This window comes from Pseudomonas baetica (assembly GCF_002813455.1).
In the GTDB taxonomy this organism is placed as follows: Bacteria; Pseudomonadota; Gammaproteobacteria; order Pseudomonadales; family Pseudomonadaceae; genus Aquipseudomonas; species Aquipseudomonas baetica.
On record NZ_PHHE01000001.1, the window covers coordinates 1,021,958 to 1,046,333 of the forward strand.

The 24,376-nt window shown below is 56.1% G+C and carries 15 protein-coding genes and 4 pseudogenes; 13 read left to right on the top strand and 6 right to left on the bottom strand.

The window, feature by feature from the left end; translation table 11 throughout:
- Window positions 1-6: 6 nt before the first annotated feature.
- The 8 genes and pseudogenes from ATI02_RS33195 to ATI02_RS04675 form a co-directional block, all read left to right on the top strand.
- Window positions 7-1,032 (top strand): annotated as a pseudogene (locus ATI02_RS33195) (HAMP domain-containing protein); the annotation flags it as partial.
- 27 nt (window positions 1,033-1,059) lie between these two features.
- On the top strand, window positions 1,060-1,890 hold the full coding sequence (locus ATI02_RS33200; protein ID WP_425273625.1) for a methyl-accepting chemotaxis protein: 831 nt from the start codon (window positions 1,060-1,062) through the stop codon (window positions 1,888-1,890).
- 77 nt (window positions 1,891-1,967) lie between these two features.
- Window positions 1,968-3,922, top strand: a pseudogene (acs, locus tag ATI02_RS04650) (acetate--CoA ligase).
- Between the two features lie 495 nt (window positions 3,923-4,417).
- On the top strand, window positions 4,418-5,509 hold the full coding sequence (gene psrA / locus ATI02_RS04655; protein WP_100845578.1) for an iron-containing alcohol dehydrogenase PsrA: 1,092 nt from the start codon (window positions 4,418-4,420) through the stop codon (window positions 5,507-5,509).
- A 116-nt stretch (window positions 5,510-5,625) separates the two neighbouring features.
- Window positions 5,626-6,921, top strand: coding sequence for an MFS transporter (locus tag ATI02_RS04660; RefSeq protein WP_100845579.1), 1,296 nt, complete (start codon window positions 5,626-5,628; stop codon window positions 6,919-6,921).
- Between the two features lie 56 nt (window positions 6,922-6,977).
- A pseudogene (locus tag ATI02_RS04665) lies at window positions 6,978-7,858 on the top strand (LysR substrate-binding domain-containing protein).
- Window positions 7,859-7,939: 81 nt separating this feature from the next.
- Entirely contained in the window at window positions 7,940-8,767 is an 828-nt protein-coding gene (gene phnX, locus ATI02_RS04670; protein ID WP_100845580.1) for a phosphonoacetaldehyde hydrolase, read from the top strand.
- A gap of 420 nt (window positions 8,768-9,187) precedes the next feature.
- Complete coding sequence (locus ATI02_RS04675) at window positions 9,188-10,534, top strand: OprD family porin (RefSeq protein WP_100845581.1); 1,347 nt, start codon at window positions 9,188-9,190, stop codon at window positions 10,532-10,534.
- Between the two features lie 201 nt (window positions 10,535-10,735).
- Here the strand turns inward: ATI02_RS04675 and ATI02_RS04680 are convergent, their stop codons facing one another.
- Together ATI02_RS04680 and phnA are read right to left on the bottom strand one after the other, a co-directional pair.
- Window positions 10,736-11,944 carry an MFS transporter gene (locus tag ATI02_RS04680; protein WP_244196545.1) on the bottom strand — a complete coding sequence of 403 codons (1,209 nt, stop codon included), beginning with the start codon at window positions 11,942-11,944 and terminating at the stop codon, window positions 10,736-10,738.
- A 96-nt stretch (window positions 11,945-12,040) separates the two neighbouring features.
- Window positions 12,041-13,264, bottom strand: coding sequence for a phosphonoacetate hydrolase (phnA, locus tag ATI02_RS04685; protein WP_100845582.1), 1,224 nt, complete (start codon window positions 13,262-13,264; stop codon window positions 12,041-12,043).
- A gap of 263 nt (window positions 13,265-13,527) precedes the next feature.
- On the opposite strand from phnA, the gene ATI02_RS04690 reads away from it, so the two are divergent.
- From ATI02_RS04690 to ATI02_RS04705, 4 genes are all read left to right on the top strand, one after another.
- A complete protein-coding gene (locus ATI02_RS04690) occupies window positions 13,528-14,325 on the top strand; it encodes a LysR substrate-binding domain-containing protein (protein ID WP_202864016.1) in 798 nt (265 codons plus the stop codon).
- Between the two features lie 407 nt (window positions 14,326-14,732).
- Window positions 14,733-15,257, top strand: a complete 525-nt coding sequence (locus tag ATI02_RS04695) for a hypothetical protein (protein WP_238156260.1) — start codon at window positions 14,733-14,735, stop codon at window positions 15,255-15,257.
- Between the two features lie 67 nt (window positions 15,258-15,324).
- Window positions 15,325-15,468: a hypothetical protein gene (locus ATI02_RS04700; protein ID WP_202864015.1), complete on the top strand. Its 144-nt coding sequence runs from the start codon at window positions 15,325-15,327 to the stop codon at window positions 15,466-15,468.
- 57 nt (window positions 15,469-15,525) lie between these two features.
- The gene (locus ATI02_RS04705) at window positions 15,526-16,899 is read left to right on the top strand and encodes a transposase (protein WP_100845584.1); all 1,374 of its coding nucleotides are present in this window, start codon (window positions 15,526-15,528) and stop codon (window positions 16,897-16,899) included.
- Between the two features lie 438 nt (window positions 16,900-17,337).
- Here ATI02_RS04705 and aceE read toward each other — a convergent pair whose 3' ends face one another.
- Entirely contained in the window at window positions 17,338-20,007 is a 2,670-nt protein-coding gene (aceE, locus tag ATI02_RS04710; RefSeq protein ID WP_100845585.1) for a pyruvate dehydrogenase (acetyl-transferring), homodimeric type, read from the bottom strand.
- A gap of 172 nt (window positions 20,008-20,179) precedes the next feature.
- On the opposite strand from aceE, the gene ATI02_RS04715 reads away from it, so the two are divergent.
- A complete protein-coding gene (locus ATI02_RS04715; protein ID WP_100845586.1) occupies window positions 20,180-20,632 on the top strand; it encodes a MarR family winged helix-turn-helix transcriptional regulator in 453 nt (150 codons plus the stop codon).
- Window positions 20,633-20,643: 11 nt separating this feature from the next.
- Here the strand turns inward: ATI02_RS04715 and ATI02_RS04720 are convergent, their stop codons facing one another.
- From ATI02_RS04720 to ATI02_RS04730, 3 genes and pseudogenes are all read right to left on the bottom strand, one after another.
- Complete coding sequence (locus tag ATI02_RS04720) at window positions 20,644-21,747, bottom strand: transketolase-like TK C-terminal-containing protein (RefSeq protein WP_100845587.1); 1,104 nt, start codon at window positions 21,745-21,747, stop codon at window positions 20,644-20,646.
- 464 nt (window positions 21,748-22,211) lie between these two features.
- Window positions 22,212-23,666, bottom strand: coding sequence for a tyrosine-type recombinase/integrase (locus ATI02_RS04725; RefSeq protein ID WP_100845588.1), 1,455 nt, complete (start codon window positions 23,664-23,666; stop codon window positions 22,212-22,214).
- A gap of 283 nt (window positions 23,667-23,949) precedes the next feature.
- Window positions 23,950-24,132: pseudogene (locus tag ATI02_RS04730) on the bottom strand (tyrosine-type recombinase/integrase); the annotation flags it as partial.
- Between the last annotated feature and the right edge of the window lie 244 nt (window positions 24,133-24,376).

The window sequence follows — 24,376 nt, forward strand, 5'->3', positions numbered from 1 at the left end:
CCCTTGATGAAAATCCGTTACAAGGTAAGCCTTGTGGCTGCTTGTGTGCTGTTCATAACCACCAGTCTTCTGTCGCTGGTTCAAGTTAGTCAGGTCCGTTCTATTTTGCGCACGCAAGTCGAGGAAGGTATCTCCGAATCGAGCAATGCAGTGGCACGGCAGATCGAAAACTGGCTGAACGCCAAACTTCGGCTGATGGACTTGGCGGCTCAGGCGATCGACAGCCAGTACAGCCCGCAAGCCACCCAGCGCATCATCGATTCCCCGATACTGAAAAATGAATTCGAACTGGTGTTCGGTGCCCTTCAGTCTGATGGAAAACCGATCAAGAACTCCGCACCCTGGAGTCCCGGTCCTGACTACGATGGACGCTTGCGCCCTTGGTATGCGAGCGGAAAGGTGGGTAGTCAGTCGGTTTTAACCGAGCCGTATAAGGCTTCAACTTCCGACGAAATCCTGATATCGGCCGTCACCAAAATCAGCGATGGCGGCCAGTTTCTCGGTGTGTTTGGGGGACAAATTCGTCTGAACACGGTTGCCGAGGCCATTAATACGTTGGACTTTGGCGGGGCCGGCTATGCATTTCTGATGAGTCGAAAGGGCAATATCATTTCCCACCCGGACGCCAATCTAAATGGTAAGCCCTACGGCGAAATTTTTGGCGGTGCCCAGCCACCACTCTACAGTCAACTGCAGGAGGTACAGATAGAGGGAAAGACACTCCTAATTTCCTTCATCCCTCTTTCTCAGCTCAAGGGAATGGATTGGTACATTGGTGTGGTACTGGATCAGGACATCGTCATGGCAGCAGCCCACACCCTGAGTTGGCGTGCCGTCATCGGTACGGGCCTGGGCGTGCTGCTTAGCCTGTTGGTGTTGGGGCTGCTGGTCAGACGGCTACTGCGCCCCCTGGATCAACTCAAGGATTCGCTGGCAGACATCAATCGCGGAGAAGGTGACCTGACCCGCCAATTACCCGTGGTCGGCAATGATGAAATTGCGCTGGTCGCCGGTGAGTTCAACCAGTTCCTGCAGAACCTGAAGGCACTCATTGGCGATGTGAAAAACAGCTCGCAACAAGTCCGCGAGAGCACCACAGCGACGTCATGCGAAGCGGATCAGGCCGCCAACCGCGTACAGATTCAATTACAGGAACTGGATCAACTCGCCACCGCCATGACCGAGATGGCCTCGACCGCTGAGGACGTGGCGCGCAATGCTCAAGTCGCGGCTGAAGCGGCGATCGTTGCCACCGAGGAAGCAGCAGACGGGGTGGCCCTGGTCTCCAAGTCAACGGGTGCGATCAAGCGTTTGGCTGACGAGATGGACGACACCGGTCATGCCATCAATGAATTGTCCACGCTCAGTCAAAGCATCGAATCGATTGTGGCGGTCATCACCAGTATCGCCGACCAAACCAATCTGCTCGCGCTCAATGCAGCCATCGAGGCGGCACGTGCCGGCGAATCGGGACGTGGTTTCGCCGTGGTGGCTGATGAGGTGCGCTCACTGGCCTCGCGTACTCAGCAATCCACTCAGGAAATACGCCTGATGATTGATCAACTGCAGACGGGCGTGAAGCACGCTCAAGTGCGAATGCAGCAAAGTCGCGACACGGCCAGCAAGACTGCAGGCGATGCCAATGCCGCAAATGAAACGCTTGAGCGCATACGTGAAGCCATTTACCGCATCAATGACATGAACCTGCAGATTGCCGCGGCAGCTGAAGAACAGAGCGCTACGACCGAGGAAATCAATCGCAACACGACGAACATCCGCGATATCAGTCTTGAAGTATCCGGCAGTGCGGACAAGCAGGTTCGTCAATGCTCGGCGATGGTGGACCACGTTGGCCAGCAAGACAAACTTCTCAGTCGCTTCAGGATTTGAGTTTCGCAATTGCCCAAATGCTCAGGCTGCAAACAGTGACAGATCACAAAAACAACTATTCCACCGAGGTAAGAAAGATGAGTGCGGCTTCCCTGTATCCCGTTCGTCCCGAGGTTCTGGCCAACACGCTGACCGACGAGGCGACCTACAAGGCCATGTACCAGCAGTCGGTCGTCAACCCGGACGGCTTCTGGCGCGAGCAAGCCAAGCGCCTCGACTGGATCACGCCTTTCACCACGGTGAAGCAGACTTCCTTCGACGACCATCACGTCGACATCAAATGGTTCGCCGACGGCACCCTCAACGTTTCCTACAACTGCCTCGACCGTCATCTGGCAGAGCGCGGTGATCAGGTGGCGATCATCTGGGAAGGCGATGACCCTGCCGAAAGCCGTAACATCACCTACCGCGAACTGCACGAACAAGTCTGCAAGTTCGCCAACGCCCTGCGTGGTCAGGACGTACACCGCGGCGACGTGGTGACTATCTATATGCCGATGATCCCCGAAGCCGTGGTCGCCATGCTGGCCTGTACCCGGATCGGCGCAATTCACTCGGTGGTGTTCGGCGGGTTCTCGCCAGAAGCCCTGGCCGGTCGCATCATCGACTGCAAATCCAAAGTGGTGATCACTGCCGACGAAGGTATTCGTGCCGGCAAGAAAACCCCGCTCAAGGCCAACGTCGACGATGCGCTGACCAACCCGGAAATCAGCAGCATCCAAAAAGTCATCGTGTGCCAGCGCACCGGTGGCGACATCAAGTGGAACCAGCATCGCGACATCTGGTACGAAGACCTGATGAAAGTGGCCGGCACCGTGTGCGCACCAAAAGAGATGGGTGCCGAAGAAGCGCTGTTCATCCTCTACACCTCCGGCTCGACCGGCAAGCCCAAGGGCGTGCAGCACACCACCGGCGGTTACCTGTTGTACGCGGCCATGACTCACGAGCGTGTGTTCGACTACCGTCCGGGCGAGGTCTACTGGTGCACCGCCGACGTCGGCTGGGTCACCGGCCACAGCTACATCGTCTACGGCCCGCTGGCCAACGGCGCGACCACGCTGCTGTTCGAAGGCGTGCCGAACTACCCGGACATCACCCGGGTGGCGAAGTTGTCGACAAGCACCAGGTCAATATCCTCTACACCGCCCCGACCGCCATTCGCGCGATGATGGCCGCGGGTACGGCCGCCGTCGAAGGCGCCGATGGCAGCAGCCTGCGCCTGTTGGGCTCGGTGGGCGAGCCGATCAACCCGGAAGCCTGGGACTGGTACTACAAGAATGTCGGTCAATCCCGTTGCCCGATCGTCGACACCTGGTGGCAGACCGAGACCGGCGCGACCCTGATGAGCCCGCTGCCGGGCGCCCATGGTCTGAAGCCGGGTTCTGCTGCACGGCCATTCTTCGGCGTGGTGCCGGCACTGGTGGATAACCTGGGTAACATCCTCGAAGGCGAGGCCGAGGGCAACCTGGTGATTCTCGATTCGTGGCCGGGTCAGGCGCGCACGCTGTATGGCGACCATGACCGCTTCGTCGACACCTACTTCAAGACCTTCCGCGGCATGTACTTCACCGGTGACGGCGCCCGTCGCGACGCCGATGGTTACTACTGGATCACCGGTCGCGTGGATGACGTACTCAACGTGTCCGGCCACCGCATGGGCACCGCCGAGATCGAAAGCGCGATGGTCGCGCACCCGAAAGTCGCCGAAGCGGCGGTGGTCGGTGTGCCGCACGACATCAAGGGACAGGGCATTTATGTCTATGTCACCCTGAAAAATGGTGAAGAGCCGAACGAGCAGCTGCGTCTGGAACTGAAAAACTGGGTGCGCAAGGAGATCGGTCCGATTGCCTCGCCGGAAGTGATTCAGTGGGCACCGGGGCTGCCGAAGACTCGCTCGGGCAAGATCATGCGGCGGATTCTGCGCAAGATTGCGACGGCTGAGTACGACGGGTTAGGGGATATCTCCACCCTGGTCGATCCGGGTGTGGTACAGCACTTGATTGATACGCACAAGATTATGAAGACAATCTGATCCGTCAGTCATCATCGAGTCTCCCGCCCGGTAACTTACCGGGCGCTTTTTTGTTTGTGTCATGAACAGGGTCGGTATCTGAATAATATTGATCTACTTTGGATGTTTGGTACAAAAATATTCACTTAGCAATATTATCGGGTCATCCATGGCGACCTTGGCCTTAAAGATGAGTGACTTCCACTGTTGATCTTGCTTGCTGGAATTCTTTAATGTTTCCCGGCGGGAGAGGCTGCCCGTTGTTCGAGTTGTGGCTCAAGCTTATCAATCGATTGCCAATAACTTTCTCTGATCATTAACAAAGTATTTTTTTCGTTTTTATAAGTCGTGCTGTTTATGGCGTGAAAGGTAGAACTACATTTATAGGGGGGCGCCAGCCAACCAACAACTTAGTATCGGCTGGGTCGATTGTGACCTGCAATCAAACGATTTGAGATATGAGTACGTGGCGTTGAGTATGACGTTACTTTTAACAACAAAAATAAAGGAGTCGTCATGACTGCTCGTTTCCACAATCCAGTTGATACACGTTTCGGCTGGAACAGCGTTTTGGAACTCGTCGCTCTCACCGAAGACCAAAACGTCGCTCTTGTGATTTTTCCCGAAGCGCGTGGACTGGGATTGGTGGAGCGTATTCAGTTTCTTCTTGGCGATCGGTTGACGTACATCGTTGAAGACGTGCAGCCCAACCCCGACGTGTCCCAACTGCGCAACACTTATGAGCGTTTCTGGCAGGAAGCAAGCGATTGCCAAACGGTCATCGCCGTCGGCGGAGGCAGTGCGATTGACACCGCGAAGGCGCTGATTGTCGGCACTGAGTCGGGCAGCTTTGATGAATTGCTTGCCTTGCTGGCAACGGGCAAGCCCTTTGTCCCAGCCCGCAGCAAAGCACTGATAGCGGTCCCCACCACGGCAGGCACCGGTAGCGAAGTGACCCCTTGGGCCACCATCTGGGACACCGAGGGCCAAAAGAAGTACTCCCTGCACCTGGATTGTACCTGGCCCAAAGTCGCCATTGTCGATCCCAACCTGATGCTCACCGTACCGGCTGGCGTCACCGTTTCCACCGGTCTGGATGCCCTGTCGCATGCGCTGGAATCCATCTGGAACATCAACGCCAATCCGATTTCAGACACCTTCGCGGTTTCCGCGATTGAGGACATTCTGGAATGCCTGCCGCTGCTGCGTCATGACCTGAGTAACAAGGAGCTGCGTTCGCGGATGGCCTTAGCCGCTCTCAAAGCCGGGATGGCTTTTTCCAACACCAAGACGGCCCTGGCCCATTCCATTTCCTACGAAATGACCCTGCGCCACGGCCTGCCCCATGGCATCGCTTGCTGCTTTACCTTGCCGCTGGTCCTGGGTTTGGCGTGGGGCCATGACGAAGCGCGCGACCGCACGCTGCAACGCATTTTCGGCAACGATCTGCCCAAGGCACAGGCGCAGCTGCGCGAGTTTCTGCACAGCCTGGGGGTGAAAACGGAGTTTGCCGACTACGGCGTCACGGCGGGCGAAGCGGAAGAGATGATTAATTTTGCCATGCAAGGTGCACGCGGCAAGAACTTCATCGGCTCTCAAGCAGCGTAACCCCTACTGCCAAGCACTGCTGCGGCGTGTCGGGCCGCGGCGATTTCCGACTGCACCTACATAAAGTGCACCCTCCGACTCGCTCGGGGGGAACGAACAATAATAAGGAAAAGATCATGAATCGTGCCCAAACCATGCCAGGTCTCGCAACATCTACTTCTTCGTTCCGAGTCGCACAGTGGCGCATGCTGCTGGCGGCCATGTTCTGTTACCTGTTTTTCTACACCGGCCGGCAGACGTTTGGTTTTGCCATTCCGGGCATTCAGGCCGAGTTCGGTTTTACCAAGGAGCACCTTGGCTGGGCCTCGGCCGCCATGCTCTGGGCCTATGCCATCGGCCAGGCTATCAACGGCAACCTCGCCGATAAATTCGGCGGCCGACGCATCATGACTGCCGGCGCGGTGTTGTCTTGTGCGGCTAACTGGATGACCAGCTTCGCCCATGGTTTTACTGCTCTGATACTGCCCTGGGGGATCAATGGTTATTTCCAGGCCTTGGGCTGGGCGCCGGGGAGTCGACTGATCTCCAACTGGTGGAGTGCCGGCGAGCGCGGCAAGGTGTATGGCTTGTATGTGTTTGCAGCAGGTTGCGCGTCCGTCCTTTCCTACGTGACCTCGATCGTCGTGCTCGAAGTCTTCCAACTGGAGTGGCGCTGGATCTTCCGTTTGCCCGTGCTGCTGATGTTGGCGGGAGGCATTGTTTTCTACCTGGTGGCGCGTGAACGCCCGCAGGATCTGGGCTTTGACCCGCTGGCGGATACCGGTGTGGCCAATGCCGATGACAAAAACCACGAAGTGGCACACGGTGAAGTTGAAACCTCGGCGCAACGCTATAAAGCGGTGCTGAAGAATGCCCGCTTGATCATCGCCGCCGTGTCCCTGGGTTTCCAGAACGCCGCCCGCTATGGCTTGATCGTCTGGGTACCGGTGCACTTTCTGGGCGCCAACTGGAAAAGCGGCGACAGCCTGGTCGATCCAAAGTGGATTACCGTAGCGCTGCCGGTGGGCATGGCCATCGGTGCTCTCAGTAATGGCTGGATTTCGGACAAACTGTTCGGTTCCAAACGCTACCTGGCGATCATGCTCTACATGTTCCTCGGCGCGGGCACCAGTCTGTGGATGTGGACCCTTGCGCCTCACAGCGCCCTGGGCCTGGTGGCGTTGTTCCTCTGTGGCTTCTTCGTCTACGGCCCTGCCTCCAGCTTTTGGGCCTTGTGCCCGGATCTGGTCGGCGCCAAGCGGGCGGGTACGGCCACCGGTGTCATGAACTTCGCGTCCTATCTGTTCGCTGGCCTGGCTGAACCCCTGATCGGCGGCATGCTCGACGCCACCGGCAACACCTCGCTGATTTTCATCGTGGTCACCGCTGCCTGTCTGTGCAGTGCCACGGTCGCGCTGTTTATCAGGCGTTAATGCTCAGTCTGAGTTGCACGGATTAAATGCCCGAAAATAAGAATCAGGACTTTTCTATGTACCAGTACTACGAATGGTTCCGTTCTTTTCATACGGTTGCAAGAACAGGTAGTTATGCGCTTGCGGCTGAATATCTACGCGTTCGCCGACCGATCGTGTTTGAACAGATGAACGCTTTAGAGAAGAGTTTTCAGTGGAGCTATTTCATCGTCGCGGACGTGCCTTCGAATTGAGTTCCATAGGACGTCAACTGTTTGCAATAACTCGAGGTCTTTTCGATCAAGAGGATGAAACCGTGCAATCGAGGGTTAGCCCTAGCAAACTCAGGAAGGGCTCACTGCGAGTGGGTGCTGTATCACCTCCAATCGCAATGAACATGATTTATGCATTGATGCATCACTATCCCGACATTGATTTGAAAACATTCTTCAATACCGAAAGTACGACGTTGGAGCGGCTATACAACTTTGATATTGATGTTGCAATCTTGGCTCACTCGGAGTTCGATCAGCGTCTATATACTCACTTATATCGACGCTATCCTATTATTGCCGTTGTTCCCGAAGGTCATCCCTGGGTGCGACAATGTGAAGTTACCGTCAATCAGATCGGCAGTGAAAAACTTGTTCTGCGTGAAGGGAGCTCTCGAACGCGCCAACTCGTTGAAGAAGGATGTAGGGAGCTTGATGTCGAACTCAATTGCGTAATGCAACTGAACAGCCGTGAAGCTATCGTGCACGCCATCTCGCAGAATATGGGTATTGGATTTGTCTCGGAGGTCGAATACGTTCGGGCGCCTGGCACTCGTCCAATAATCTTTGCCGATCATCCATTTCACATTGATTACTACCTTTGCTGTTTGGATATACACCGTGCACGGCCGCTGATTGCCGAACTACTTAACTTCAGCATGACGCCCTACTTGGCGCCGCATTAGTTTGTTTAAAGAAGAAGCTACGAAATCGCCCTCCCGCAGTTGGAGGGAAGCTCCCACTCATTCCTCGAACGGAGATTCATCATGCAATACAAGCAACCTTCCCAAGTACAAGCTGTGGTCCTGGACTGGGCGGGCACTGTCGTTGACTTCGGGTCTTTCGCGCCCACTCAAATCTTCGTCGAAGCCTTTGGCGAATTCGGCGTTGCAGTCTCCTTGGAGGAAGCGCGTGGCCCGATGGGCATGGGCAAGTGGGACCATATCCGCACATTGTGCAATCAACCGCAGATTGCTGAACGCTACCGCGCCGCCTTTGATCGCCTGCCGACCGATGACGATGTCACCGCGCTCTACGAACGTTTCATGCCTCTGCAGATTGAAAAAATCGCCTTGCATTCGGCGCTGATTCCGGGCGCTTTAGAAGCCATCGCGACCCTGCGCGATAAAGGCTTGAAGATTGGTTCCTGCTCCGGTTATCCGGCGGTGGTGATGGAGAAAGTGGTCGAGTTGGCCCGGCAGAACGGCTACGTCACCGATCACGTCGTGGCCACTGACGAAGTGCCTAACGGCCGTCCGTACCCAGCCCAGGCGTTGGCGAACGTGATAGCCCTGGGGATCAGCGACGTGGCTGCCTGTGTGAAAGTCGATGACACCTGGCCAGGCATCCTCGAGGGTCGCAGCGCTGGTATGTGGACCGTCGCACTGACCTGCTCTGGCAACGCACTGGGTCTGACCTATGACGAATACAAAAACTTGTCGGCGGCAGTGCTGGCTGAAGAGCGTGCGCGGATCATCAAGATGTTCGAAGACTCGCGTCCCCACTACGTGATCGACACTATCGTCGAACTCCCCGCCGTGATCGAAGACATCAACCTACGCCTGGCACGCGGTGAGCTGCCTCAAGCCTACTGAGTGTTTTGAGCTTTTTGCTACTTGTCTGGCTTGCGCATCAAGCCGGGCAAGTAGCTATCCGAGCAATCTAAACCATGGGAAATCCCACGAACGGAAGAGTGGGCGTACTGGCAATTTGTTCAAAAACTATTGGGAGTTTCAGTCCAGCCGTTTGGACTTGAAAGACGAAGGCGAGATCCAAAAAGAGGCGTCTCTAATGACTATGCTGACAATTAATATTGTTCAAGTCATTCACCTGTTTCGTCGTCAGATTTTGAATTTATCTGTTTAAGGTTGCGTCAAAAACGCGAAATAGTACTTGCAATAGTAGTTGCCGATCCAGCAACCAAAGTGCGCTGTTGATCGAAAACGATACGGTTCTACATTGCGTAACGTTTTCGTGAAACCGAGCTTTTCATAATAAAAAACCTGGAGCACAAAATGTACAAGCAAACCCTGTCGGCTGCCGTGGCGCTGGCCAGTATCTCCTCATTTGGCGTCTATGCTGGCGAAGCCGCACCCGAAGGCTTCATCTCTGGTAGCAAGGCAAGCGTCAGCTCGCGCACCATGTATTTCAACAACGACAACCGCGTTGGTGGTGCAGATCAGAAAGAAGCTGCCGAAGGTCTGCTATTTAACTACGCTTCCGGCTACACCCAAGGCACCGTTGGCCTTGGCGTCGATGCTCAAGCGCTCATGGGTATCCATCTGGACGGAGGTAAGGGCCACCACCCTGACAACAACACCTTTTCTCCAAGCGACTCTGATGGTTCCGCTGAAAAAACGTGGAGCCGTGGAGGTGCCAACGTCAAGGCCAGACTATCCAAAACCGAGCTGAAGGTGGGCAGCGCGCTACAACCTAACTTGCCGATCCTCGTTGCCAATGACGGTCGAGTGCTGCCTCAAACTTTTCAAGGCGGCATGTTGACCTCAAAAGAATTCAACAACGTGACGCTAAATGTCGGCAAGATCACTCAGGCAGCTGGCCGTGCATCCAGCAACTGGGCTGGGCTCTCAGTAGCCGGGGCAACACAGGATTCCAACAGTTTTCAGTTCGGTGGCGCGGACTGGAAGATCACCAAGGATTTAACCGTTCAGGCATATCATTCGCAACTTGAAGATTTTTACAAGCAAACGTTTCTTGGCCTAATACACGTCTTGCCGATAGGCGATGCCCAAAGTTTCAAAACCGACCTGCGCTACTTCGATAGCAGTTCCGATGGCAGGAATGGGGATGCGGGCTACCGTTTCAACAACAACAGCGGATACGCGAAAAATGCGGGCGAGGTCGACAACAAGACCTGGAGCGCCATGTTCACTTATACCCTTGGCGGTCACTCATTAATGCTCGGTCATCAGCGCGTGAGCGACGATGGCGGGTTCGTTTGGGTAAACAATGGGAGCATCACTGATAGCCGTGGACGCAATGAAGGGGAGGGGGGCTCCAGTTTTTATCTGTTCACCGATAGCATGATCAACCAGTTCGCCCGTGCCGGAGAAAACACCACTTTCGGCCAATACACCTATGATTTCGCTCCTGTTGGCGTTCCAGGCTTGAAAGCCAGCGTCGCGTATTTGCATGGCGATGATATTAAGGATGTGGGTAATGGTAGCGATCACTCTGAGTGGGAGCGCGACATGCGCGTCGACTACGTTGTACAGAATGGTCCGCTGAAAAACTTTGGCGCGTCCCTGCGTCACGGCGTCTACCGCGGTGACGATTCAGGCTCGGTTCGTAACACCGACCAAACCCGTCTGATCTTTAACTACACCTACACGTTCATGTAAATAACGTGTAGTAAAAGCCCCGTAAACTCTCGGGGCTTTTATAAACAGGCATGCGGTGGATTTTCATTTTCCGAGATCATGGTCGCAATTGAATGCACTGCGTTACGATCCGTGCACTAACATGGTCAGCGCTTAATCAGTAACGACAATACTGCGCTCGCCGCACAGAGTCCCGCTACCGTCGGAAAAATGATCGACGTACTACCGGTCGAGTCGATCAGGTGGCCGATGACCTTCACCGATGCCCGCGAATATATAGGACGCGGTATTGAGAACGCCTGTCGCGGTGCCCGCAACGTGCCGTCCAAAGAGATCGGGGCACAGTGCCCAGAACGACGCCGCCGGGCCGAAGACGAAAAATCCGCAGAGGAAAAGCAAGCCAATCGCAACCATGCTTCCGTGTGGCACGAACATCATGATAATCGCGGTGGCTGAAGCCAGGACCATATACGAAACAATTGCCAGATAGCGTCTGCCCTGAAACACGGTATCGGAAATCCAGCTGTTCGACAGTGCGCCCAGTGCCATTCCTACAGGCAGTGCGACAGTGATCCATTTCGGGTCAATCAGCGTTGACGACGTCTTCCAGTCCAACCCGAGAAAATGTACGGGTACCCAGACCACTAATGCGTATCGCGCGGCATTCTGAAAACCGATGGCGAATCCGGCGATATAAAGTCGCCAGTTTCGCAGCACGACCAGGTATCGCTGTGCGCTCGTTAAATCATCTTCAGCTGCTAATGGTGAGCCGCCATCCGAGAATTCGAGGCTGCGCAGGTTTTTGTCTTCGGGACGCTCGGAGACAAACACCCACAACACTATTGCGCCGAGTAGCATCGACAATGGAGCGAGTCTGAAAATCCAAATCCAGTCGAGATGCATCGCGCCCAGAATGACCAGGGGCAAGACAAAAGCGAGTACGGAGGAAAAACCGGAAAATCCTACATACACGCCATAAACAAAACCGCGATTTTTATGCCCCCACCAGTTCGACAGTAGACGGCTGCCGGGCGCAAAACCCATGGACTGAAAGTAGCCATTCGCCCCCCAAGCGAGCAGGAAAAACCAGAATGAGTGGCCGAAGCTAAAGACCCAGTTTGCCCCCAGCGAGAGAATCGCGCCCGCGATCATCATTCGTTTACCACCGAGCTTGTCGCCCAAGTTGCCATTGATGAACTGGCCGGCTGCATAGCACCACAACATCGTGGCGCTGATCCAGCCAATCTCGTATTTCGACAAACCGTAATCATGCTGGATGCCAGGGATCGCGAAGCCCAGGGTCTGGCGCCCGGTGTAATAGAAGAGATAACAGAACGTCACGCCGATCAGTGCGCGCCATTTATATTGATCAAAGGTGGATACTCGCGATGTCGCTTTGTATTGCAGGGTATCAGCGGTTTTTGTAGGCATGCCTGTCTCCGTGTGGCGCGCAGTCTTTCACTGCGCTGACCAGTTTTTGGATTAAGCGGGGGCGCGCAGTCTTCGCTGCGCTGCAGGGTTTGCGAGTTAAGCGAGATGGTTGAGCGCGAGATCGATAATGTCGAAATTGCGCAGTCGGCCGGGGCTATCGAGACCGACCAGCTTGCGGTTGAAGATCAGTGGCACTTTCTGCTCGGACACACCACCGTGGGAGCGCAAGGGCACCGTCAATCCGGACAGGTCGTGTTTGTCGGCAGCACTGCCAAGCACCGTCAGCCGTTCACCGAGTATCACCAGGTCGCCGATCCGGTCTTCGGGTAGTTCGAACCGCTGGCAGGCCTGCGAACGCGTCAAGACTGCTTCGACACCCGCCATGCCTGCGAGAAAATCGATGGCATCGCGCTGTGGTACCGCATCGCGCAAGTACACGGTCGCGTAAGATCCCAGCGCACCGTGATGCACCACGTAGGGGTCGGTGATTGGCAGCAATACCCGTGTGCGCTGCATGCCATATTGGGCATCGAGCAGGTCTTGCAAAAACAGGATGTTGGGGCGACCTATCGCATCGGTCTTGGCATTCATGCCGTGATCCGCCGTAATCGCCACGATCGCGCCTTGCTCGTGATAACGCTTGAAGTAGCTGTCCATCATGGCGTAGAACGCATTGGCTTCGGGTGTGCCCGGCGCATGTTTGTGCTGTACATAGTCGGTAGTGGACAGGTACATGAAGTCGGGGCGCTCGTTGGTCAGCAACGAGAGGCCGGCAGCAAACACGAACTCGGAAAGATCCGCGCTGTACACCGAAGGCACGGGCATGCCGACCCGTGCCAGGATGTTCTCGACACCGTGTTCCTCCAGGTTCACCTGATCGGCTTTTTCCGCCGAAAAGCAGATCCCTTTCAGTTGGTGCCCCAGCAAGTTGCGCAACTTGTCCTTTGCCGTCACTACGGCGACGAGCTGGCCCGCTTTGGCCATCTCGGCAAGAATGGTCGGTGCGCGAAGGTACTTCGCGTCATTCATCAACACCTCCTCTTGCGTCTCCTGGTCAAAAAAGAAGTTGCCGCAAATACCGTGAACGGAGGGTGGGGCCCCGGTAACGATCGACAGATTGTTCGGGTTGGTGAACGACGGCACCACGCAATCACCAGTCAATACCGTGCCGAAGCCGGTAAGTTCGGCGAGAAACGGCGCCTGTCCGGCCTGAATCGCTTGATTGATGTATTCCTGCTCGCATCCGTCGACGCAGATAACAATCGTCGGCGTCGATGGCAGTCGATAGGCGCGGGAGTTAACGTTGATTACTTCAGTCATGGTCAGGCCTTCCCTTCGGTTTTGAGCGCGCAGCGCGAGCTCGAATGTGAGCTGTGTGTCACCAGCACTTTTCGGTAAACGGTTTCTGAAACCTGCAACTCACCGTAAGCTGAGCGCTTTCCTCACACAATCGAATTAAAGTAGCGATATCTGTGCGTATGGATCACACATGAGACAGAAACTTCCGCCGCTTCACGCGTTACGCATCTTTGAAGTGGCCGCCCGGGCAGGTAGCTATTCGGCGGGGGCTCGGGAGCTGAACCATGACTCATGGAGCCGTCAGCCGGCAAATCGCAGCCTTGGAGGACTGGCTCGGTCAATCGCTGTTTGTGCGTGATGGGCAGAGCATGGTGGCGTCTCCCCACGCCCGGGCGCTCGCCCGAGAAATCAGCGCCGCGTTCGATCACATCGCGGATGCCGCAGAACGCTATGGCAAGAACCGACAGCTAAAGATCATCCGGGTCAGTGCCCCAGCCACGGTCGCGATGCGCTGGCTTATTCCTCGCTTGCCTTCATTCGCCGAGAAATGCCCTGGGGTGGATGTGCGCGTCTCGACCGTGCTTTCGACACAACCTGCGTTGGCCGGAAGCTTCGACGTGGCGATACGACGGGGCGTACCAAGCGGTGGCCAATTTCAGGCATTGCCATTGTTCAGGGAGTCGAACACGGTGATTGCAAGCCCATCGCTGCTCGCCAGAACGGGGGTCGAGACGGTTGAGCAACTGGCCGCGGGGACTTGGTTGACGACCGAAACCCGCCCGGGTGATTGGGAAACCTGGTTGGAATCAGCGAGCCAACCCATGCTTCGAGCAAGTCGTACCTTACGGTTCGACCATTTTTTTGTGACCTTGCAGGCCGTAGTGGATGGGCTTGGCTTCGGAATAGGTCCCTTTCCAACGCTTGAGGCCGAGTGCGCAGCGGGGCGGTTGCACAAGCCATTTCCCGCATTGCGCTCACAGGGCTCGACCTTCTACGCGTTAGTGCCGCTCGATGCCGACAAACCAATCCATTTGAGGGCGTTTGTCGATTGGCTGCAATCAGTGAGCGTTACAGGTGAGTAATCGCAGTGATGGTAGCCGTGTATCTCGATTCAGCATCCTGACACTAGAGAATGGCTACGGTTTTGAACCATGTAGCCGATGGGCTATGTCAAGGCTGGTACCACAAACTCGATAGCTCCCACTAATCAACATCGCCATCGCTGGATGCCTACTCTTGGCCGATTTCTGCCTGTCGCGACCAGCTGAAAACAACCGGTTGTGTTGAAAAAGTCGACCCGGCCGAGCTACCCATTTATCGAACGGTGAAAATGCCATTTTTGCACACCGCTACGTCAAATCTGAGCCTTGAACCCTCTGCGCAACGCACGAATTTCAATCTCGAACGCGTACTTTTCTGCCGTAGAAACAGAAGTCGACTTTTTCAACAGAATCGGACGGATAGCGACGGTCTAGCATCGACCGTCGCAGTGAGTGGTCAGACTTCCGTCTGCTCCGCCATTTCCATTCCGAATTTCAAATGGAAGGATCCCCGCATCATGTCCAATACGTTGTTCCGCACACTGGCCTTGTCCAGCCTGTTCGTGCTCGCCAGCTGCACCACTGCAACGCCAACCGCATCGACACCTGTCACCTCCAAGGCCGTCGAAGCTTTCATCGACATCTGTCTGAAAACCGCCCCTTCATTCGCAGGCTCAGCTGAAGCGGCCAAGCGGTTCGGCATCAACGACCTCGTGGACATGGGCTTCACGCGCATCGGCTTCACCGCAGACAAAAATCTCTCCGTGCAACTTTCCGAAAAGGAATGCGTCGTCACAACTCCGAATCAACCGGACGACAGCCTGACCCGACAACTGCTGAGTGCCGCGCAGACTTACTCGCAAACGCCGGTAGCCGATCGTGTGCCATCGAAGGTGCGTATCCAGGACAACAACTTCATTCTTCAGCATGACCGCAAGGGCGGTGAAACGTATGTGCTGTTGAGGAACAATTAATTAGCACTTTTACCCATCGTATGAAAAAGCCCGCTTTGCGGGCTTTTTCATATCGGAGATTTGCTGAGTGGTGCTGCCCGGCGCGACGGCCATTGAGTTCTGGATCGTGGCCGGAACACCACTGGAGCAACTGCCGGACGCCATCGTGATGAGAACGGACAATAGGGTGGACGCGAATGACCGCTTCTGGCCGATTCTGTTGAAAAAGTAGCTCCCCTGTCTGACCTGCGGCAAAATTGCTTCATTGGCCGGCGGGGGATCACAGAGCATGATGGGACAGTTATCGAGTGGGCAGGAGCGGCTGTTTTACTCGTTCAACCTTGAAGATCACATCCCAGCCAATCATCTTCTGCGCAGCATTGATCAGTGTCTCGATCTGAGTGACCTGCGCCATTACCTCGCCGATTTCTATAGCCCGATTGGACGTCCGTCGATTGATCCTGAACTGATGATCCGCATGCTGATCGTCGGCTACTGCTATGGCATCCGCTCCGAACGACGGTTGTGCGAAGAGGCCCATTTGAACCTGGCGTATCGCTGGTTCTGCCGGTTGAGCCTTGAAGATGAAGTGCCCAACCACTCGACCTTTTCCAAAAATCGACACGGCCGTTTTCGGGACAGTGATCTGTTTCGCTGGTTGTTCAATGAAGTGCTGCGTCGTTGCATGGACGCAGGCTTGGTCAAAGGTGAAGGCTTTGCCGTGGACGCCAGCATCATCAAGGCGGATGCGAGTCGGCAGCGCGGCGTACCGGGAGATGAACAGGTCAACTGGAGCGATCCATCCCTGACCACTCGCGCCGTGCGTGAGTATCTTGAGGCGCTCGATGAAGAGGCTCTGGCCGAAACGCTACCGAAGCGCCTGTCGCTGACGGATCCTCAGGCCCGTTGGACCGCTGCTCCAGGCGGCCCAGCTTTCTACGCTTACTCCACGAATTATCTGATCGATACCGAGCACGGCGTGATCATGGATGTGGAACCCACACCGGCTCATCGAACCGCAGAAGTCGAGAGCACCAAGACGATGATCGAACGGGTCGAAGCGCTGTTCGACATCAAGCCGGAACGCCTCATTGGCGACACCGCTTACGGTACCGCGCCGATGCTGGCCTGGATGGTGGAGGAAAAAGACATCGAGCCGCATGTGCCGGTGTGGGACAAAACTGAGCGCAAGAACGACAGCTTTTCGAGTAACGATTTCCACTGGAATGAAGAGGCCGAGGAATACCGCTGCCCAGCCGGCAACCCATTGCGCAGCGAATGGCGAGCCTTCAAAAACGAGCGTTCACACGTCACCAAAGCCAACACCATCATCTTCCGATCCCGGCAGACCGATTGCGCTACGTGTCCGATGAAAGCCAAGTGCTGCCCGAACACTGCGTTCCGCAAGATCGCTCGCAGCGTCCATGAAGCCGCTCGCGATGTGGCTCGGCGCATTGCAGCAACGCCGGCATATCAGCGCTCTCGCCACGAACGTAAAAAGGTCGAAATGTTGTTTGCCCACCTCAAGCGCATCCTGAAATTGGATCGCCTGCGGCTACGTGGCATGAGTGGCGCGACGGATGAATTCACGCTGGCCGCTGCGGTGCAGAACCTGCGACGGCTGGCCAAATTTTCATCTCAAGGGCCACCAGTCACGGGATAGGTGCGCCTGCACCAAGCAAAAAACCTCAAATTAACCCAATAACAGAGCAGCAAAGGTCACCGAAGGGCCGAAAAACCACTCAATGTGGTGAGTAGGTTCTCCGGTGGTGGTCGTGCCTGAGTTCAGGCCATTTGAAAATCCGACTTTTTCAACAGAATCGGCCGATTGCTGCCTGTCACGAAGGGCCGCAAACGAGGAGAAGATGCAGGACATCGCCCGGCAGGTCCCGGTGGATCACCGAGCTGTTGGCTTGAGTTTACCGAGGTTCCCTCACAAACAAACTGTCGAATCGCCGGGCTGCCGGGGCTGGTTTGAGGTATCGTATCTGCGCGAAGAAATAGCAGGTAGGTTAATAGAATCCATAAAAGGCCGCTGCAAACGCAGCGGCCAGAAGCAGTCTCCCGTTTTACAGTGGGAGGCAGTTACAACAGATAAGACTCAAACTTTCGCTGGGTTCTGTTTCTCCGGGTCAATCCCATAAAGCGCAATCGCCTCAGCTACTTTTTCCCTTGGCACCCCTCCGTCATCGGCCAGCGCTTTCAAGGCCGCCAACGCGATGAAGTGGCGATCCACTTCGAAAAACCTGCGCAGCGATTCTCGGGTATCCGATTGGCCGAAACCGTCGGTGCCTAATGCCACGAAGCGCCGCATGGGCACGAACGGGCGGATCTGGTCGGCGAATATCTTCATGTAATCAGTCGCGACCACCACCGGACCCTGTTTATCTTGCAGGCAACTTTCAACGTGACCGATACGTGGCGCCTTATGCGGGTGCAGCAAATTCCAGCGTTCGGCATCCTGGCCGTCCCGACGCAGTTCGGTCAGGCTGGTGACGCTCCACACATCGCTGCTGACGTCGAAGTCCTGCTCTAGCAACTGCGCGGCGGCAATGACTTCTTGCAGGATTGAACCGCAACCCATCAGTTGTACATGCTTACCTTCGATTGGCTGCGCCGGGGCTGAGAGTCGATACATGCCTTTAAGAATGTCCTGCTCGATACCTTCGGGCATGGGCGGGTGGGCGTAGTTTTCGTTCAACAACGTGATGTAGTAATAAATGTCTTGGTTTTCGACATACATTCGCCGCATGCCATCCTGGATGATCACGGCCAGTTCATAGGCGAACGTCGGGTCGTAGGACACGCAGCACGGTACGGTGGAGGACAGCACATGGCTGTGACCATCGTCATGTTGCAGGCCTTCGCCCATCAGCGTGGTTCTGCCGGACGTTGCGCCCAGCAGAAAACCTCGGGCGCGGGCATCGCCAGCCGCCCAGGCCAGATCGCCGACGCGTTGGAAGCCGAACATTGAATAAAAGATGTAGAAGGGCACCGTCGTCACGCCGTGCGTACTGTACGAAGTACTCGCCGCGATCCACGAAGAAATCCCGCCGGACTCGTTCAGTCCTTCCTGCATGATCTGCCCATCCCGCGCCTCCTTGTAATAACTCAGTTGACCGGCGTCCTGAGGGGTATACAACTGGCCGATGTGGGAATGGATGCCGATCTGGCGGAACAGGCTTTCCATACCGAAGGTGCGTGATTCGTCCGGGACAATGGGCACGATCAGCTTTCCGATATTCGGGTCTTTGAGCAACGTGCCGAGGATGCGCACAAACGCCATGGTGGTGGAAATACCGCGCTCGCCAGTGCCTTTGAGCTGGGTGTCCAGGGCCGACAATGGCGGGATCTGCAACGGCTCGACTGCACTGAAGCGTGCAGGCACGTAACCGCCCAGTTGGGTACGCCTGGCTTGCAGATAAAGGGCCTCGATACTGTCCGCTGCCGGTTTGAGGTAAGGCATGTCGCCCAGTTGATCGTCGGTGAGGTCCAGCGCGAAACGATCACGGAACGCTTTGACAGCGTCCTCGCCCATCTTCTTGAGTTGATGGTTGATGTTCTGGCCTTCGCCTGCTTCGCCCATGCCGAAGCCTTTCACGGTCTTCGCCAGAATGACCGTCGGCCCGCCGGTGTGGCGCATCGCGGCGGCGTAGGCGTTGTAGACTTTTTCCGGGTCATGGCCGCCGCGAGAGAGCTTCCAGATTTCTTCGTCGCTCAGGTCGCTGACCAGTTCCAGCAACTCCGGGTATTTGCCAAAAAAATGCTCACGGACGTAAGCGCCGTTTTGGGATTTGTAGTTTTGATAGTCGCCGTCCACGCATTCCATCATCCGCTGGCGTAGCAGGCCGCTTTTGTCCTTTTCCAGCAAGGCATCCCAACCGCTGCCCCAGATCACTTTGATAACATTCCAGCCGGCCGCCCGATACAGGCTTTCAAACTCCTGAATGACCTTGCTGTTGCCGCGCACCGGTCCGTCCAGACGCTGGAGGTTGCAGTTGACGACAAAAATAATATTGTCGAGCTTCTCTCGACCCGCCAGGGAAATCGCCGCCAGGGATTCCGGCTGGTCCATTTCTCCGTCACCGAGAAACGCCCATACTTTGCGCCCTTGATGTTCTTTCAGGCCACGGTCTTCGAGGTAGCGCATGAATCTGGCCTGATACGCGGCGGTGATCGGTCCTAGTCCCATGGACACCGTCGGAAATTGCCAGAAGTCCGGCATGAGCCTTGGATGCGGATATGACGAGACACCGTCGCGGTCAGTCTCGCGGCGGAAGTTGTCCAGCTGTTCTTCGCTCAGGCGACCTTCCAGATAGGCGCGCCCGTAGATGCCCGGTGAAGAGTGGCCCTGGATATACACCATGTCGCCACCAAACTGCTCGGTGCGCCCACGGAAGAAATGCTCGAAGCCGACGTCGTACAGAATGGCTGCCGAGGCATAGGAAGCGATGTGCCCGCCCACGTTCGAATGTTTTCCGGCGCGCAGCACCATGGCCAAAGCGTTCCAACGGATATAAGCATTGATCCGGCGCTCTATTGTCAGGTCGCCGGGGTAGAGCTGCTGACGGTCGACCGGGATTGTGTTGACGTAGGGCGTGGTGACGCGCCCGTAAAAATCACCATGGCGGCTGGCATCGAAATCCAGCATCTGATCGATCAGGTAGTGAGCGCGAGTACGCCCTTCGACGCTCGCCACCGATTCGATGGATTCGAGCCATTCGCGAGTTTCTTGTGGATCCTCGTCGAGAAACAGGGGTTGTTGTGCCATCGTCGTCTCCTGGACAGTGCAGCAGCACCGAGTCGTTGGGTGCCTGGCTAAGGGGCGTGGGTCGACGCCAACCTAAAAGAATATTTATAGTTGCATATGCAACTACATGCGAGAACTTAGCCTGCCACACGCTACAATTGCAACTAAATCGATGTCATGAAAAGGGTGATGCATGTCTTCAAGCGATCCGGATACCTGGTTCAGATTCGTCAGGGCCCACCGCTGCCTGATCCGGGAAATCGAGCGTCGACTGGCGGCTGCCGGGCTGCCGGCGTACGCGTGGTACGACGCGTTATGGGGCCTGGAAAGCGGCCCTGAAGGCACCAGACGCATGAGCGAATTGGCTGACGTGATGGCGATCGAGCGCTACAACCTCACCCGGTTGGTGGACCGTCTGGAGGCCGAAGGCCTGGTCACACGCAGCCGTGCCAGCGATGACGGCCGTGGTGCGCATGCCGCCATTACCGAGAGCGGGAAAGTGCTGCGTAAAAAAATGTGGAAAATCTATGAAGGGGCGGTGGACGAGCTGTTTTTGTCGCAATTCGATGACGAGCAACAGCGGTTCTTCAGTGAGGCGCTTGAGCGGGCCGCAAGGGCGGCGCGCAACAGTGGGCGAGCGGATTGACCGTTGTTTGATCATCGCAGCAGATAACGGTCCATGGCCTGTTCAACGTACGCCTGCGCGATGACACCTTCCTGGGCTAGCGCTCGCAGAGCGAGTGCCACGATCCAGCGTTTATCCACCGTTTTGCCCGGAGGTGTTTCGGTTGAGTCAGCGCCGAACGCCACGAACCGTGATTGGATATGCCCACCGATCTGATCGACGACATGCTGGGCATAACCGGTCACAGCCACCACCGGGTAATCATCCGCGCTCAGGCAGTCGAGCAAATGCGACGACCGCCGCGGCATATCGGGATGCATCCGGTTCCAGCGTTGTGCCTTGTCTGCATCACGGGCCAGGCGGGTGTAACTGGGGCAGCTCCAGAGTTCGCATTCGACGCCCCAGTCATCACGCAATATCTGCGCCGCTGAGACCACTGACTGCAAGGCCAGCCCCGCGCCCAATAAGCGGACCCGGAGTTGCCCGGCATCTGTATTAATATTTTTGAGCTTGTACATGCCCTTGAGGGCTTGGCTCGCACTGAGGTGGCTGATGGGGGCGATGAAATCATTGGGTTCATCGTGAAGTGTCATGTAGTAGAAGCCGTCATTGCCTTCCACATACAAACTTTGCAATGCAGCTAGCGTAATGGCGTGCGCTTCGGCACCGCTTGCGGGGTCGAAGGGCAGGCAGTGCGGGTTGGAGACCAGCCAGAGCGGGACCCAGGGGTGAGCGCCTTTAGGCCAGCGTGAGGGTAGAGTTTCTATGTCATTACACAGAATTCCCCGCTGGGCGGACTCATTTGAAAGTGCGCAAAGTTCGGCTGACGTCGCAGAACTGGTCAGGTACAGCAGCGGTTTTTCACTGGCGCAGGCTGTAGGGCTAAAGCGCAGAGGCCAGGCGCTGATACGTGTGTGACAGGTTTCGACTTGAGACTGCTTGTTGGACCGGATGACCCAGATATGCCTGGCCGTTTCCGGATCCCTTTCTAGCCGGTTGGCGATATCGATCATGGTGTCGAGCGGAGAAGAAAAGCCCGCAGTGTGTTGCTGTGTCAGGGTTCGGATTTTGTCGATGCAGGCCTGAGCGGCAAGGCGGGTTTCTGGTGTTTTGCTGAAGCTGGAAAATCCGATCATATTCCAAAAATCTCCGCGCGTTTCGTCATGCTTGCACCATACTGCACGCCTTAATATGATTGCAAATGCAATTAGATTGCCATGGAATGGAGTCTCCTCATGAACGCGTCCCACCCATCGCACTGTAGACGGAAGCCATCGTGCGTAGCGCTTCGACCCTCCGCTTCGGCCGGTTAATGCCTGTCGCGAAGGACTGCAATTGGCCGATTCTGTTGAAAAAGTCGACTTCTGTTTCTACGGCAGAAAAGTACGCGTTCGAGATTGAAATTCGTGCGTTGCGCAGAGGGTTCAAGGCTCAGATTTGACGTAGCGGTGTGAAAAAATGGCATTTTCACCGTTCGATAAATGGGTAGCTCGGCCGGGTCGACTTTTTCAACACAATCGGCCGATTTCTGCCGATCACGACGATCCGGAGTCGACCTGAAGCAAGCGCTCAGCGATTTCTATGAAACTATGAACCTGACCTATGGAGCCGACAGTGATCCAGTGGCAGAGTAGGCTGGAAAAGACATCATCGACTCAGCCGGTGGATGCTCGTAGGTCGAGGACAACACAGCACTGAGTCGATCGCCCAACAGGTTCCAGGCGCGTTTCTTCTCTTCGGCATAATCGTGATGCAGGTAGTGGCGCCTCACCCGAGAGCCAGCCAGCACATGGTTTTGACAGCGATCGATAACGTCCAGACTGACACCCAAAGCTTGCATCATGGTCGCGCCCGTGCGGCGCAGGTCATGTGGCGTCCAGTCGCCGTTTTGGCCGTCGGCAAGGACCAGAGTGTCGTCGTGACGCCGTCGTGAGAGGGCTTTGCGGTGTTTGAACCGGGCCTGGCGATCGCCGACCTGTTTGCTCGCCACCTTTACGTCCACATGTCCATCATCCTGCTTGTTCGGAAAGCACCACTGGGAGTCTCCCGTCAGGGTCTTGAGTTCCTGAAAGAAATGCAGGGCGAAGGGGGAGAGGAAGACATGGTGGTCCTGTTTCTTGCCCCGGGCGCCTTTGACGTTTTCGCTGGGGAGGAACCAGGTCTGCCGGTCCAGGTCGACATTTTTCCACTCGGCCTGGAGCAACTCACCAATCCGGCACAGCGTGCCCAGGCTAATCCAGAGCGCGAGCTGCGTTTCGTTCTTTAGCGGTCGAATGCCGTCGTATTTTTGGCCCGCGGGGAGGGCGTCGTAATCGGCGGTCATTTGCTGGAAGCGGTTGTGCAGCTCCAACAGCTCCGCCGGCGAAAGGATGCGGCTTCTTTCCGCTTCGTAGTTGGCAGGGATCAATGGGGAGATGTCGACCAGTTCCGTCGGATCGCCCTCGATCAATAAGGCCCGCCAGGGCTGACGTTTTCTGGCCCAGCTGAACATCTGAGTGAGGTCGGCGAAGAAGCTGATGGCTTGCCGGTGAGCGCCGCGGAGGAGGACCGCTCGTATCAGCGCCCGAATATCGTGTTCGGACACACTGCTCACCGCTGTCTTGCCAAGTGCCGGGTATAGGTCCTTGTTAAAACGGCGCTGCAATTCAGCATTACCATCTTTGCGCGCCACGCCATCCAACAACCAGGCCTTAGCCAGATCCTGGACGGTCAACGTTTGCACCTTCGTCGTTTCTACTTGTTCGGCCTCTACGTTAGCCGCGGCGTATGCCTGTGCCTTGGCGGTTTTCTTGTGCTCATTGGGATTGATTTGCTCATCAATGAGTGCCCTTGCCTGGTTACGGGCCTTGCGGATGTCCGTCAGGGATTTGCGCGGCCAGGTTCCGCAGGCGTACTCTTTGTTCTGGTCGCCCCAGCGATAACGATAGAAAAAGCTGACCGACACACCGTCCTTACGGACTGAGATTCGACCGGCCAGATTGCCATCCTCCCGGAGGATTCGGCCGGCATCGTTGGCGGTCAGCGACTCGAGTTCTTTGATGGTGATTTTGGCCATGAAACGGACTCCCCTACTTTTACCCCCACAAAAACGTCGGCTCTTGATAGACGTTACTGGACTCTCGTAGAGCCGAACACCGCTGGAGCTCAAGTAAATACTAGCTTAGAAAAATCCAGAGTAAAATTTTGGAAGCTTTCAAGAAGTATGAAAAAGGAGATGGGGTGCTAGGGGTCGAGTGTTCGAATCACTCCGTCCCGACCATATAATTCAATGACTTAGGCCAATGTTCACAGCATTGGCCTTTTTCATGCGCGTGACATTTGCGTGACTTCTCCGTTTCTCACGCCTGCTTCCTCTTCAAGATTGTCAGCACCGGCGCACGCGAATTGGTTGCTGATACCATGTTCGCAGCCTCAATCAGATGCCCGAGCTCAGCGCCCGAATAGTGACTGGTGATGCTGCCGTTCTTGTGACCCAGAAGTGCCTTTCGGTCTTCTTTGGTTACTCCTGCCGCTCGAAGGCGACTGGCCAGTACGTCACCTGGGGAGGGAGTTACTGCTGAGGGTGTGTCGCGTTCCAGCGCTCGAAGGCGTCCTGCGTCGTGGCTGCGTCGATCAGTTCGCGCAGCTGGTTCAACGGCTGCGGCGACTCATGCAGAAACACGAAGTCATAGACGATGCGTATGCAGGGTTTGGCGCCCAGCTGGTGCTTGGCGAGCGGTCGCGCTCGTCAAGGTAGACGCTTGCGAAGAGCTGCGACGACAGGTT